The following is a 12,348-nucleotide window of genomic DNA, read 5'->3' as shown; positions in this document are numbered from 1 at the left end:
CAATGGAGGGAGCCGCGGTAACGGTGCGGCTGTCCCTTCCAGATAAAAACCATGAATACTACATCCGATTCGAATACCCCCGCCTCCCAAGACACTGTCGCCGGTCGTCGCAAGTTTCTCATGAGCCTTGGCCTCGGTGCCGGGGCTGCAGCTTTGGCAACGCAGAGTGCATCCGCAGATCCGAAGCCCGCGCCTTACAACAAGGACCGGCGTGTGGATGCCTCGGTGCTGAATTTCGCGCTGAACCTCGAATACCTCGAAGCCGAGTATTACCTCTACGCCACCACCGGCCTCGGCTTGGAAGCCGCGGGCATCGGCACCGATGGCCGGGATACCGAAGGCCAGACGATCGTGAAGCCGAACCCGAAGGTGAACTTCGCAACGCCCGCCATCGCGCAGTATGCGAACGAAATCGCGATCGACGAAGCCAATCACGTCCGCTTCCTGCGGGAAGCCATCGACAGCTCGAAGTATGACTTCGTGGCCCGCCCGAAGATCGACCTGCTCAATAGCTTCAACACGCTGGGCACCCTACTCGGTCTGCCGTCCTTCGATCCCTTCGCGAACGAAGTAAACTTCCTGCTCGGCGCCTTCGTCTTCGAGGACGTGGGAGTCACCGCTTATAAGGGCTCTGCCAACAAGATCACCAACAAGGGTTTCTTGGAAGCGGCTGCGGGGATTTTAGGCGTCGAGGCTTACCATGCCGGAACCGTCCGTCTCTTGCTGAACATGCAGCCACAGTCGGTGAAGGATCTGGTGAACAAGATCTCAGACATCCGCGCTTCGCTGGACGGGCAGCCTGCCAACGCGCCCAAGCTGGACCAGGGAATCACGCTGAACGGGGCACCCAATCTGGTGCCCACGGATGGAAACTCGGTGGCCTTCAGCCGGACGCCGCGGCAGGTGCTGAACATCGTCTATGGCGGTGTGAATGCGAAGAAGGGGCTGTTCTTCCCGGATGGCTTGAACGGGGAGATTCGCTGAGTTCGGGAACTTTTCGGCCCGTATTCCGGAAAGCGGAATACGGGCCTTTTTCATCTGCCTTCGACCGTTAGGGCGCGGCGCTGCCTTGCCATCCGGCTTCCGGGCCGTCTGAATCCGCTCCGCATGGCCCGTCCCGGATTGATTCTCAAGCTCAGTTGCCCTGATCAGCCCGGGATCGTGGCGAAGATCGCGAGCTACGTGGCCGGGCATCGGGGGAACCTGATCGAGTTCGCGCAGTTCACGGACAAGCTTTCGCTGCGTTTCTTCGCGCGGCTGGAGATCGAGAGCGGGGAGCTGGATGTCGATCCGGAGGATTTCATCGAGGGCTTCGGCACACTGGGGCGTTCGATGAAGGCGCAGTGGCACTTCCGCCGCCTGCCCTACAAGATGCGCACGGCGGTGCTGGTGACAAAGACCGACCACTGCCTGAACGAAGTGCTATGGCGCGCGGAGATCGGCGAGATGCCGGTGGAGATCACTTCCATCATCGGCAACCGGGATACCTGCCGGCCGATCGCGGAGCGGGCAGGGATTCCGTTTCACCTGGTGGAGATGGATGGGGATGACAAGCAAGCGGGCTTCGCGAAGATCCGGAAGATCCTGGCGGAGGAGGACGTTGAACTGGCGGTTCTCGCCCGCTTCATGCAGATCATTCCGGATGACTTCTGCCGGGATTTCGCGGGAAGGTTGATCAATATCCACCACAGCTTTTTGCCGGCCTTCATCGGGGCGAATCCGTATCGGCAGGCTTACGAGCGCGGGGTGAAGTTGATCGGCGCGACCTGTCACTACGTCACGGCGGATCTGGATGCGGGGCCGATCATCGAGCAGGAGGTCGAGCGGGTGCAGCACTTCCACGCGCCCCAGGACTTGGTGAGATTGGGCAGGAATTGCGAGCGGATCGCGCTGGCGAAGGGGATCCGCTATCACGTGCATGACCGGACGATCATCGACGGGCATAGGGCGATCGTGTTTCCGGATTGAGGAAAGTAGCGCGGCTCTCCAAGCCGCGACCGTGCGATCCGCGGCAAAGGGAGAGCTTGCTTCCGATCGGAAAGGTAGGGGAAAGCGCTAGCATCCGCGGCTCGGAGAGCCGTGCTACTTTGCCTCCACGCCCTTCATAATCTGCGCCATCACCTTCCCGGCGCTTTCGGCGTCGAGGTGCAGGCCGTCGGTGTAACCCAGGGCGTCCTCGGGCAGGCCTTCGTTGAGGTCCCACCATAGGACGCCGGAGCGGGAGGCGAGGGCCACGGGGAGATCTCCGAGCACGGTGCCGGGCATCAGGCCTTCCTTCGCGCCGGGAGGAAGCATCACGAGCAGGATCTTGCTGCCGCGCTTTTCCAAGCGGTGGAAGATGCCGGTGATCTCATTGGCGAGTGCCGAGGCATCGGGAGCAAGTTCGGGGACCGGTGCCGGTTCGAGGCGGCGCGGGCGGGTGGTGATTGGCAGGCCGCCTTCCACCGGTGCGCTGTGGCGGGCGAGGAGCTTCGAGTAGGCGAAAGCCGTCGGGCGGGCGGTGGCGCTGAGGTTCGGCACGTTGCAGCCGAGCTTGAACCAATCCGAACCGATGGACTCGGCGATGTCCTTGCCGCGGTGTTCAAGCTCGTAGGCCAGCGTGTTCGCTTCCACGATGATGACGGGGGCGGCGCGGAGTTCGCCGCGATCGATCGCACGCAGGGTGATGACCGCGCTGCCACCATCGCAGCCGAGATTGGTCACGCCGGGGACGGGGGCGGCACGGTCGGCGAGGCGACCGGTCATGGACGAGCCTAACAGAATGATGCGGGGCTCGCCGACGTTGCCATTCTGGATGCGCGCGATCGAGGAGAAGTAGTTGGATTCGCTCTTCACCGTCCGGCCGCCGACGAGGCGCAGCGCCAAGGTCTGCGCGCCGAAGCAGGCGGCGAGCGCGGCGAGGAATGCGATGGGGTAGATTCGCATGACCGGTTAGAATTGGAAGTAGATGAAGCCGCGGGGGGCACCGGGATTGGTGATGACCAGGAAGACCATCGCGGCATGCACCGTTGCCTCTAACAGGGGATGGGTCAGCCGGCCCGACATGCCCGGGCGGTGTTCCTTCAGCCAGCCCCAGAGGTGGTAGGCGATGACCGGGCCGCCATAGACGGCGAGCGAGAAGAGCGGCTGGCCGGGCATGCTGAACTTGCCGCTGGCGAGGCCCGTGAAGAAGGCGCGGATGCTGGCCATGTCCGGCATCAGGAAAGTGAGCCAGAGCAGGGTGACGGCGTGGAAGGTGTAGATCCAACCGGCGATGCTGTGGAAGGCGGAGACCGGCGCATCCTCGATCTTGCCACGGCGGCGGGTCAGGAAGCGCTCGATGGCGAGGAAGACGCCGTGAAGAGTGCCCCAGAGGGCGAACTTCCACTCCGCGCCGTGCCAGAGGCCGCCCAGGAACATCACAAGGAAGAGATTCAGGTAGGTCCGGCCGGAGCCCTTCCGATTGCCGCCGAGCGGGATGTAGAGGTAGTCGCGCAGCCAGGCGGAGAGCGAGAGGTGCCAGCGCCGCCAGAATTCGGTGATGCTGCGCGAGAGGTAGGGGAAGTCGAAGTTCTCCGGCAGGCGGTAGCCGAACATGATGCCGAGCCCGATGGCGATCAGCGAGTAGCCGGCGAAGTCCGCGAAGATCTGGAAGCCGTAGCCGTAGAGCAGCGCCATCAGGTTCACGGGATCGCTCTCGGCCAGCGCCTTCGGGCCGATGGTCAGCATCGCGGTCTGCTCAGCGAGGTTATCGGCGACGAAGATTTTCAGGAAGTAGCCGGCGACAAGGTAGCGGCGCACCTGGACCCAATCGATGTCCGTCCAGATCTTCTCGCGGATCTGGTCGATGAAATTGCGGGCCTTGACGATCGGGCCGGCGACGAGCTGGGGGAAGAAGATGATGTAGAGCGAGAGGTCCGCGAAGGAGGAGGCGCGTCTTGCGCCCTGATGGCCAAGCCGAGCCCGCGTCTCCCCGCTGACATGGCGGCGGTGGACATCGATCAGCAGGCTGAGGGCGTGGAAGGTGTAGAAGGAGATGCCGATCGGCAGGGGGATCGAGCGCACCCAGGCCACCGCCTCCTGCGGGATCAAGCCGTGCGGCAGGATGCCGAGCAGGATCCCGGCGTATTTGAAGAAGGCGAGCAGCGCGAGATTCGCGATCACGCCGCCGACCATCCAGGGCTTCGCTTTACCGGATTCGACCCGCTGGTGATAGATGATGCGCTCGACGAGCACGGCATTCATCACGCAGGAGAAGCCCAGCAGGATCAGCAGCCGCGGCTCCTCCCAGGCATAGAAAAGGGCGCTCGCCGCCAGCAGCAGCAGGACCTGCCAAACCTTCGACCACTTCCCGGGAAGCGGGAGGTAGTACAGCGGCAGCGTGACTGCCAGCAGTACCAGGAAGGGGAGGGAATTGAAGAGCATGCGGGGGGCAGGCCATCAAAACCCGGAAGGGGGCCCGGCGGCAATAGCGATGAGACTACGCGTTCGCGGGGGAAAGGGGGGAAATCACCAATCATCAATCTTCCAATCATCAATCGGAATGCGGCTGCGCGGGGGGAGCTTCCGGGCACGAAAAAGCCGCCAGGCACAGGGCCGGGCGGCTTCTCGAATTGTATCGTTCGCTTTCGCTAAACTCAGGCGGCGACGGCCTTCGACTTCTTGTCGAGGGCAGCCTTGGCCTGGGCGACGATGGCGGAGAACGCGGCTGCGTCCTTGACCGCCAGGTCGGCGAGGATCTTGCGGTCGGCTTCGATGCCGGCGGCGACAAGACCTTCAATGAAGCGGGAGTAGGTCAGGCCCTCGTTGCGGGTCGCAGCGCTGATGCGCTGGATCCACAGGCGGCGGAACTGCCCCTTCCGCTTCTTGCGGTCGCGGTATTCATAGGTCATCGCCTTGCGGACGGCGTCCTTGGCGTAACGGAAGAGCTTCGAGCGGAATCCGCGGAAGCCTTTGGCACGGAGCAGTACCCGCTTGCGGCGGGCACGTGAGGCCGGGCTGTTAGTGGCGCGTGGCATTTTCTGTTTCTGGGTCGGACAGGCCGTTGGTTCTTAATTACCTCCCTCAGTCTCGCTTGTCCGGTGGTACCCTTGCGGGTCAGGCTGAGATGGAGGCCGTCCGAGGCGCGGACGGGGGCGCGGTTTGTTGCTTCAGCTTAATGGAACGGAAGGTTTTCCTTCACGTTCTTGATGTCGGCAGCGGAGACAAGGGCGGAATGGGTGAGATTCCGTTTGCGCTTGCGGCTCTTGCATTGGAGCAAGTGCCGTGCGCCTTGTTTCCGGCGCAGAACCTTACCGGTTCCTGTCACCTTGAAACGCTTGGCAACAGCCTTTCGAGTCTTTGCTTTTCCTGAGACGCGTGGCATGGGGCGGCGAAACTAGGGGTAGGGTCCGGCTTGGCAAGGCAAAAGCGGCTGTTTTCGGGCGAATTTTGGAAATCCGGTGGAGGGGATCTGAAATTTGAAATCTGAGATTTGAGATTTCAAAGGCGGGGCATCGCCCCTTTCCTCCCGCCGTGGATTCGATCACGCAGGCGGCGCTAGGGGCGGTGATGGGGGAACTGGTGCTCGGGCGTCAGATCGGGCGGCGGGCGATCACCTGGGGGGCGCTTTTCGGAACCCTGCCGGATCTGGACGTGATCCTGGTACCGCTGCTGGATACGGCGCGGGAACTGCGCTGGCACCGCGGGATTTCCCACTCGATCCTCTTCATGGTGCTGATCTCCTGGCTGCTGGCCAAGCCGCTGGCCCGGCGCTGGAAGAAGGACAAGGTGACGCCGCAGCGGGCGGCGCTCTTCGTCTTCCTGGCGTGGAGCACCCACGTGCTGATCGATGTCTTCACGGTCTACGGGACGCGGGTTTTCGATCCCTTTTCGGGCTACCCGGTGTCCTTCGACAACCTGTTCATCATCGATCCGATCTTCACGATCCCGCTTCTGGTGGCGGTGATCATCGGGCTTTTCGTGAAGCCGAAGGACTGGAAGAAGGGCAAGGGGCTGCGCTCGGCCTGGTGGTGCCTGGGAATCAGCACGCTCTACGTGGGGCTGAGTTTCTGGGCGAAGCACTCGGTCAGCCGGGCGGTGGAGGCGGATCTGGCGCGGCGCGGGGTGACCTGGCAGCGGCGGATGGAGGCACCGAGCGCCTTCAATATCGTGTTGTGGCGGGCGCTGGTGGAGCGGCAGGGGGAAATCTGGATTGGCTACCGCTCGGTTTTCGACCCCGCAGGGCTGCCGGTGCGCTGGGTGATCGTGCCGAAGGGCGAGGCGGCGATGGAAAGGTATGCCGAGGAGCGCGAGGTGAAGACGGTCAAGGAGTTCTCGAAGGGCTGGTGGATCGCCCGCGAGGCTCCGGGCGGAGCCTGGCTGGCGGATCTGCGCTTCGGGGAGGGCCGGACTTGGGATGAGCGGGGGGTGGCGCTGCGGCCGTCCTTCGCATGGACCTTCGAGGCGGAGGCTCCCCGGGACAGGTTGCACATGAAGCGGCCGGACTCCCGGGGCGGAGGCGAGATGCTGAGCCGGATGTTCCGCAGGGCCTGTGGCGAGGCGGAGGCGCTGGATGCGGCTTCCGATGGGAACATGATGCCGCGGCTGATCGGGAATCCGGGGGTTTTGCAGGAGTATCTCACCGGGCAGCGCTGAAGGGCGGGGATTGGAGATTGAAGCGCGGGGCGTTTCGTGGCCCCTTCGTGCGAAATGAAGGACGACTCTTTCGCGCCGCTTTCACGGCGTCGCTTCCTGGCTGCGGGCGGTGCGTGGCTAGGCGCGACGCTCGGGGTCGATGCCGCGGCGGAGCGCCGGGCGAAGACGATCTCGATCTTCCACACCACCGACCTCCACGGCCACATCGTGCCGACGGCGAATTACGACGGCGTGGGCGACTTGGGCGGGATGGCGCGCTGCGTGACGCAGATCCGCCGCTGGAAGAAGGAGTTCCCCGATTCGCTGCTGGTGGACATCGGCGATGTCTACCAGGGCACGCCGGTGGGCCTGAATACGGGCGGGAAGGTGATGATCGAGCTTTTCAACAAGCTCGGCTACGACGCCTGGGCGCTGGGTAATCACGATTTCGACTGGGGCCGCGGGACCATTGAGGGTGTGCTGGAAGCCTCGAAAAGCGGCATCGTTTCCGGCAACCTGCGGATCGACGGCCGACGCTCCGGCGAGGCCACGGGCGTGTGGGAAAAGGTGAAGCCCTGGGTGATCAAGGAAGTCGGCGGATTCCGGGTCGGCCTGGTGGGGATCATCACGCCGGGCCTGCCGTACTGGCTGAGTTCCGCGACCCTGGGTGGCGTGGAAGTGCTCGATCCGGTGGAATCGCTGCGCCGCAGTATCGATGAGATGAAGGCGGAGAAGGCGGACGCGATCGTGGTGATGGGTCACCTCGGCTTCCGCTTCCAGGGCGATGACTTCGCGAACCCGCTGAAGAAGATGTTCCAGGAAGTGGAGGGCGTGGATGTCCTCCTCGCCGGGCACACGCACCAGGACCAGCCCTCGTGGATGTCCGGCCGGGTGCTGTGCACGCAGGCGAGTTACTACGGCATCCACTGCGGGCGGGTGGACCTGACTTTTGACAAGGAGAGCCGCAAGCTGATCGACCGCCGTGCCTTCACGGTGCTGATGGATTCGCGCTTCGACCTGGATCCGGTGGTGATGGAGATCGCCAAGCCGGAACTGGCGAAGGCGGACCAGCAGATGAAGCGGAAGGTCTGCACCTTCATCAACGAGGTCCCCGCGGCAGCGGTGGCCACCTTGTTTTGCGAGGCCTTCGCCGCGGCTCTGCTGAAGAGCGGGACGACGGTGGACGGAGTTCTTTCACGGCACCTTCGGCAAGAAGCCGATCCCGGCGGGCGATAAGACGGTGGAAGATTGCTGGGAACTGCTGCCCTACGAGAACGGCCTGGTGGTCGCGGAACTCGGCGTGAGCGAGCTGACCACCATCGTGGCGGAAGACCGCGGCAAGCGCACGCTATGGCCCTTCGAGGTCGAGCTGGGCAATGCGGGGGAGACGAAAAAGTTCCTCTACAAGGGCGAGCCGGTGGATCCGGCGCGGCGCTTCAAGATCGCCTTCAACACCTACGACGGCCAGTCCGGCGGGCAGGACCTGATGCGCCTCAGCGAGATCCTGGCGAGGCCGGAGAGCAAGCGGGAGGAGATGCAGGTTTCGACCCGGCAGGCGCTGATGGACTACTTGCTGGATAAGGGGAAGATTTGAGGGCTCTCCGTCAGGTTTGCTGGTGGATCACGATACGTCTGCTCAAGAGGGCGGCGCAGCCGCTTTGGAGTGCGGCGGGCATCGCCGCTTTCGTGCGGTGTAGATTGGAGCTCGCCGCATTGAATTCGCCTCTACGCCGCCCCTTGCCATCCGGTTTGAGCTGCGGATTTTCCTGAAGGTGACGGACGGTTGACGGGATTGCAAAGGGGGAAACGAAGGGATGGATTCGTGACGGCGTTCTCGGGCACGCCGCGCAGGAAAGCGGCGATGCCCGCCGCACTCCAAAGCGGCTGCGCCGCAAAAGGGGGGGCATCGTTCGACAAGAGGGGCGTTCTTGCGATTCGTCAGCAAACCTGGTGGGAGAGCCTTTTATAATCCTACTTCGGCACGTGTGGCTCGAAGGTCATCGCGCGCTCGTGCTCGCGGGCTTTGGCGACGCGGCGGGCTTCCTTATAGAAGTGCTCCTGGGCGCGGAACTTCTTCTCGCCCTTGCCGGGCTTGAGCTTCTCGGAGGACCCGTCGGGCAGGATCTTGGACGCCTGCACGTTGTCCTGGAAGTAGGACTCGAGGATGCGCAGCAGGCGGCGGCGGGCGCGGCTGTCTTCGACCGGGATCATCAACTCCACGCGGCGGTCGAGATTGCGGCCCATCCAGTCGGCGGAGGCGATGAAGATCCCGGGGTCGCCGCCCTGGTGGAAGTAGAAGATGCGCGCGTGCTCCAGGAAGCGGTCGATGATCGAGACGACCCGGATGTGCTTGGAGTACTTCGCGTCGCCGGTCTTGAGGCAGCAGATCCCGCGGACATTGAGGTTGATCTCCACGCCGGCCTCGGAGGCCTTGTAGAGGGCGGCGATGATCTCCGGGTCTTGCAGGGAATTGACCTTCGCGATGATCTTGGCGGGCTCTCCCTGGCGCGCGCGCTCGGCCTCGGAGGCGATGAGATCGAGCAGGCGCGGCTTCATCGCGGTCGGCGCGGGGACTAGGCGTTGGAATCGCAGCAGCTTCGAGCGGCCGGTGACCGCATTGAAGAAAAGCGAGGCGTCCGCGCCGTATTCGGGGCGGCAGCTCAGCAGCGAGATATCGGTGTAGAGCCGGGCGGTGCTTTCGTTGTAGTTGCCCGTGCCGAGGTGGACGTAGCGGCGCAGTCGGCCGTCCTCGCGGCGCACGACCAGACAGATCTTCGCGTGGGTCTTGAGGCCCTTCACGCCGTAGACGATCTGGGCACCGGCGCGCTGGAGTTCCTCCGCGCGGAGCAGGTTGCGGGCCTCGTCGAAGCGGGCTTTCAACTCCACCAGCACGGTCACGGTCTTGCCATTCTCCGCGGCGCGGATCAGGGCATCGATGATCCGGGACTGGCGGGCGGTGCGGTAGAGGACCTGCTTGATGGAGACTACCTGCGGGTCGTCCGCGGCTTCCTCGATCAGGCGCATCACCGGCTCGAAGCTTTCGTACGGGTGGTGTAGTAGCAGGTCGCGCCGGCCGATGGCATCGAAGATCGGTTCACCCGGGGTCAGGTCGGGCGATGGCTGCGGCGTCCAGTCCTCATCGCGCAGGGCTTCCGCACCCGGCAGGAAGGCGAGATCCATGAAACCCGCGAGGGCGAGCGGACCGTTGATCCGCAGGATCTCGCCGGTGGTGGCGCGGCAGACTTCCTGGATCACCTTCAGCAAATCGCGCGGCAGGCTGGCGGGGAGTTCGAGGCGCACCGTGTCGGAGAGCTTGCGGGCGGCGAGGACTTCCTCCATCTCGCCGGCCAGGTCATTCGCATCCTCCTCCTGCACCGCGATGTCGCCATTGCGGGTGACCCGGAAGCAGGTGGTGGCCAGGACATCCTCGCCGGGGAAAAGTTCGCCGGAGTGGTGGGCGACCACTTCCTCGATCAGCACGAAGGCGGCGCTTTCGCCCACGTCACTTACCGGCACGCGGCGGGGGAGGCCCTCCGGAATCGGAATCAGGACGTGGCGGACCGCCCCGCTTTCGGCATCGGCGACCCGGCATGCCACGATCAATTGCAGGGCAGGCACGGCCGGCGGGCTCTCATCCGGACCGACCGCCAGTGGAGTGAGGAGCGGGGAAATGGCATCGTGGAAGGCGGTGGCCACCTGATCGGCCTGCGCGGGGGTCAGGGCCTGCGGGCTGAGGAAGCGGATGCCGGCGGAATTGAGCGCCGGCAGCAGACCGTCCGTGAAGAGGGCATACTGGGCCTCGACCATCTCGTGCACCCGCTTGCGGATGGCGGTGAGCTGTTGGTTTGGCGTCATGCCGGACGGGTCGGCGGCCTTGCGCCCGCCGCGCGAGAGCAGCATCAGGCTGCCGATGCGGACCTGGAAGAATTCGTCCAGATTCGAGGCGGTGATCGCCAGGAATTTCAGCCGTTCGAGCAAGGGTAGGTCGTCCCGCAAGGCTTCGTTCAGCACGCGCTGGTTGAACTCCAGCCAGGAGAGCTCGCGGTTGATGAAAGGGACGGGCATTTGAGATAAGAGATTTGAGAGAAGAGAGAAGAGATTTGAGATCTGGAATTCCTTTAGCCGCCGGTGTTGTCGATGACGACTTCGAGGCCGAAGACCTGCTCGAAAAGGTCGCCCTTCGAGGTCATGGCGAGGCTTTCGACGGCGGCGTCCGTGACGCCGGGCAAGACGAGGCGGAGGCGGCGTTCATCGCGGCGAATGAGGATTTCGTGGACGCGCTGGTCGTGGGTCCGTTCAAGGGCATCGGCCACGCGCAGCAGGGCGGAGAGCTTGGAGACGCGGATGCGGTCCAGGGTGTCGAGATCGCGGTAGTTCGGGTGATCGGTCCGCGGGCCGGAGTGGCGATGATAGCGGGAGATCATCGCGACCATGGTGATGTCCTGGCGGTCGAGCCCGAAGATCTCGCTATTGAGGATGATGTACTCGGAGTGCTTGTGATGGGCGCGCGGGCTGACGAAGGTGCCGACCTCGTGCAGGATCGCGGAGACCTGGAGCAGCATCGCATCGTGCTTGGTCATGCCGTGAAGCTCCTGCAACTCGGTGAAGAGATGGTGGCAGATCTTCGCGACGTGTTCGCCATGGCGGGGGTCGGACTGGTAGCGCAGGGCGAGGATCCGTGCCGAGCGGAGGACTTCCTGGTCGAGCGTGCCGGACAGGTTGCCGGAGACGAGGAGGTCCTGAAGGATGCCCTGCTCGTAATCGCTCGCGGGGATGTGGACTTCCTTCATGCCGAAGCTTTCGGCGATGGCGAGGTTTGTCTCGAGCGCGGGCAAGAGGGCCTCCGCGGTCTGGTAGTCCATCTCGTAGCGGGTGACGAGATCGAGATCGCTCATCTGTGCCGCTTCCAGCGTGGTCTTCTTGAGCGACTTGATCGAGTAGGCCCCGGTGCCCTTGGAGAGATAGCGGGCGATCTGTTGGATCTCGTAGCCGATCACGACCAGCCCTTCGAGCTGGACATCGCGATAGTCGAATTTCATCTGCGCGAGATTGCCGCTGGTGTGCTCGCGGATCACCCGCAGCATCGCCGCGCCTTCGGCATGCGAGCCTTCCGTCGCCTCCCGGGTGCGGTGGGTGCCCAGGCGGTAGCTGGTATAGCGGGTGATGGCGCTTTCCTGGAAGAGCAGCGCGCGGGTATTGCCCGGGCCGACGTGGACCACCAGGGTGCAACTGCGCCGCATCGCCGGCGTATCCTTGAGCCGCCGCCGGGTCTTCAGGTAGATGAGACGTGTCATCTCGCCATCGTCGATCGGATTGATCGAGAGGCCGCAGGCGATGCGGATGCGGTTGAGGAAGACGTCGTGATTGGTGGCCTCCACCAGGATGTTGGTGGCCACGGCGCGGGTGATGGCGTGGCCGTCCGCGCCGTATTCCGCGAGCGCGTTCTGATAGTCCTTGAGAATGCTCACGATCCGCTCGGTGGTCTCCGCGCTGACGCTGCCGTAGCGGAAGACGTCGCGGGCCAGGGGAGCGGGCTGCTCGAGGAAATCCACGGCTCGATAGGTGCCGTTAGGCTGGACCTCCGCCACCAGCAGCGACACGGACCCGGCCCCGACGTGGATCGCGGTCGCAAGCGAACCGGCAGCGGGTAACTTGGCAGACATCGGCCAAAGACAGCGCGGGGCGGCGCGGCTTTCAATGACGAATGTGTGACACGGCAGGAACGTGGCGACTCCATGCTTGCCAGTACCGGGG

The 12,348-nt window shown here is 64.1% G+C and carries 11 protein-coding genes; 5 read left to right on the top strand and 6 right to left on the bottom strand.

Features of this window, described 5'->3' with window-relative positions; all coding sequences use genetic code 11:
- Window positions 1-51: 51 nt before the first annotated feature.
- Together ABWK72_RS10610 and purU are read left to right on the top strand one after the other, a co-directional pair.
- On the top strand, window positions 52-984 hold the full coding sequence (locus ABWK72_RS10610; protein ID WP_367874763.1) for a ferritin-like domain-containing protein: 933 nt from the start codon (window positions 52-54) through the stop codon (window positions 982-984).
- A gap of 123 nt (window positions 985-1,107) precedes the next feature.
- Complete coding sequence (gene purU, locus ABWK72_RS10605) at window positions 1,108-1,968, top strand: formyltetrahydrofolate deformylase (protein WP_367874762.1); 861 nt, start codon at window positions 1,108-1,110, stop codon at window positions 1,966-1,968.
- A 114-nt stretch (window positions 1,969-2,082) separates the two neighbouring features.
- On the opposite strand, the gene ABWK72_RS10600 is transcribed toward purU, so the two are convergent.
- The 4 genes from ABWK72_RS10600 to rpmI form a co-directional block, all read right to left on the bottom strand.
- Window positions 2,083-2,925, bottom strand: coding sequence for a hypothetical protein (locus tag ABWK72_RS10600; RefSeq protein ID WP_367874761.1), 843 nt, complete (start codon window positions 2,923-2,925; stop codon window positions 2,083-2,085).
- Window positions 2,926-2,931: 6 nt separating this feature from the next.
- Window positions 2,932-4,404, bottom strand: a complete 1,473-nt coding sequence (locus ABWK72_RS10595) for an MBOAT family protein (protein ID WP_367874760.1) — start codon at window positions 4,402-4,404, stop codon at window positions 2,932-2,934.
- Window positions 4,405-4,616: 212 nt separating this feature from the next.
- Entirely contained in the window at window positions 4,617-4,997 is a 381-nt protein-coding gene (rplT, locus tag ABWK72_RS10590; RefSeq protein WP_367874759.1) for a 50S ribosomal protein L20, read from the bottom strand.
- A 137-nt stretch (window positions 4,998-5,134) separates the two neighbouring features.
- The gene (gene rpmI, locus ABWK72_RS10585) at window positions 5,135-5,344 is read right to left on the bottom strand and encodes a 50S ribosomal protein L35 (RefSeq protein ID WP_367874758.1); all 210 of its coding nucleotides are present in this window, start codon (window positions 5,342-5,344) and stop codon (window positions 5,135-5,137) included.
- A gap of 149 nt (window positions 5,345-5,493) precedes the next feature.
- Between rpmI and ABWK72_RS10580 the strand changes: the two genes are divergently transcribed.
- Genes ABWK72_RS10580 through ABWK72_RS10570 form a run of 3 tightly spaced genes read left to right on the top strand, consistent with a single transcriptional unit; the run spans window position 5,494 to window position 8,188 of the window.
- Entirely contained in the window at window positions 5,494-6,615 is a 1,122-nt protein-coding gene (locus tag ABWK72_RS10580; protein ID WP_367874757.1) for a metal-dependent hydrolase, read from the top strand.
- Between the two features lie 54 nt (window positions 6,616-6,669).
- The gene (locus ABWK72_RS10575) at window positions 6,670-7,830 is read left to right on the top strand and encodes a bifunctional UDP-sugar hydrolase/5'-nucleotidase (protein WP_367874756.1); all 1,161 of its coding nucleotides are present in this window, start codon (window positions 6,670-6,672) and stop codon (window positions 7,828-7,830) included.
- 4 nt (window positions 7,831-7,834) lie between these two features.
- Window positions 7,835-8,188 carry a hypothetical protein gene (locus ABWK72_RS10570; RefSeq protein ID WP_367874755.1) on the top strand — a complete coding sequence of 118 codons (354 nt, stop codon included), beginning with the start codon at window positions 7,835-7,837 and terminating at the stop codon, window positions 8,186-8,188.
- A 377-nt stretch (window positions 8,189-8,565) separates the two neighbouring features.
- Here ABWK72_RS10570 and ppk1 read toward each other — a convergent pair whose 3' ends face one another.
- Together ppk1 and ABWK72_RS10560 are read right to left on the bottom strand one after the other, a co-directional pair.
- On the bottom strand, window positions 8,566-10,659 hold the full coding sequence (gene ppk1 / locus ABWK72_RS10565; RefSeq protein ID WP_367874754.1) for a polyphosphate kinase 1: 2,094 nt from the start codon (window positions 10,657-10,659) through the stop codon (window positions 8,566-8,568).
- Between the two features lie 53 nt (window positions 10,660-10,712).
- Complete coding sequence (locus ABWK72_RS10560) at window positions 10,713-12,257, bottom strand: hypothetical protein (protein ID WP_367874753.1); 1,545 nt, start codon at window positions 12,255-12,257, stop codon at window positions 10,713-10,715.
- Between the last annotated feature and the right edge of the window lie 91 nt (window positions 12,258-12,348).

Origin of the sequence: Luteolibacter sp. Populi, from assembly GCF_040801775.1 — a bacterium.
Classification (GTDB): domain Bacteria; phylum Verrucomicrobiota; class Verrucomicrobiia; order Verrucomicrobiales; family Akkermansiaceae; genus Haloferula.
This window is presented reverse-complemented; position numbering and strand designations above follow the sequence as displayed.

Coding starts and splice junctions, on each gene's coding strand:
- ABWK72_RS10610 (WP_367874763.1), top strand. CDS start 52: ATGAATACTACATCCGATTCGAATACCCCCGCCTCCCAAGACACTGTC.
- ABWK72_RS10600 (WP_367874761.1), bottom strand. CDS start 2,925: ATGCGAATCTACCCCATCGCATTCCTCGCCGCGCTCGCCGCCTGCTTC.
- ABWK72_RS10560 (WP_367874753.1), bottom strand. CDS start 12,257: ATGTCTGCCAAGTTACCCGCTGCCGGTTCGCTTGCGACCGCGATCCAC.
- ppk1 (WP_367874754.1), bottom strand. CDS start 10,659: ATGCCCGTCCCTTTCATCAACCGCGAGCTCTCCTGGCTGGAGTTCAAC.
- purU (WP_367874762.1), top strand. CDS start 1,108: ATGGCCCGTCCCGGATTGATTCTCAAGCTCAGTTGCCCTGATCAGCCC.
- rpmI (WP_367874758.1), bottom strand. CDS start 5,344: ATGCCACGCGTCTCAGGAAAAGCAAAGACTCGAAAGGCTGTTGCCAAG.
- ABWK72_RS10595 (WP_367874760.1), bottom strand. CDS start 4,404: ATGCTCTTCAATTCCCTCCCCTTCCTGGTACTGCTGGCAGTCACGCTG.
- ABWK72_RS10575 (WP_367874756.1), top strand. CDS start 6,670: ATGAAGGACGACTCTTTCGCGCCGCTTTCACGGCGTCGCTTCCTGGCT.
- rplT (WP_367874759.1), bottom strand. CDS start 4,997: ATGCCACGCGCCACTAACAGCCCGGCCTCACGTGCCCGCCGCAAGCGG.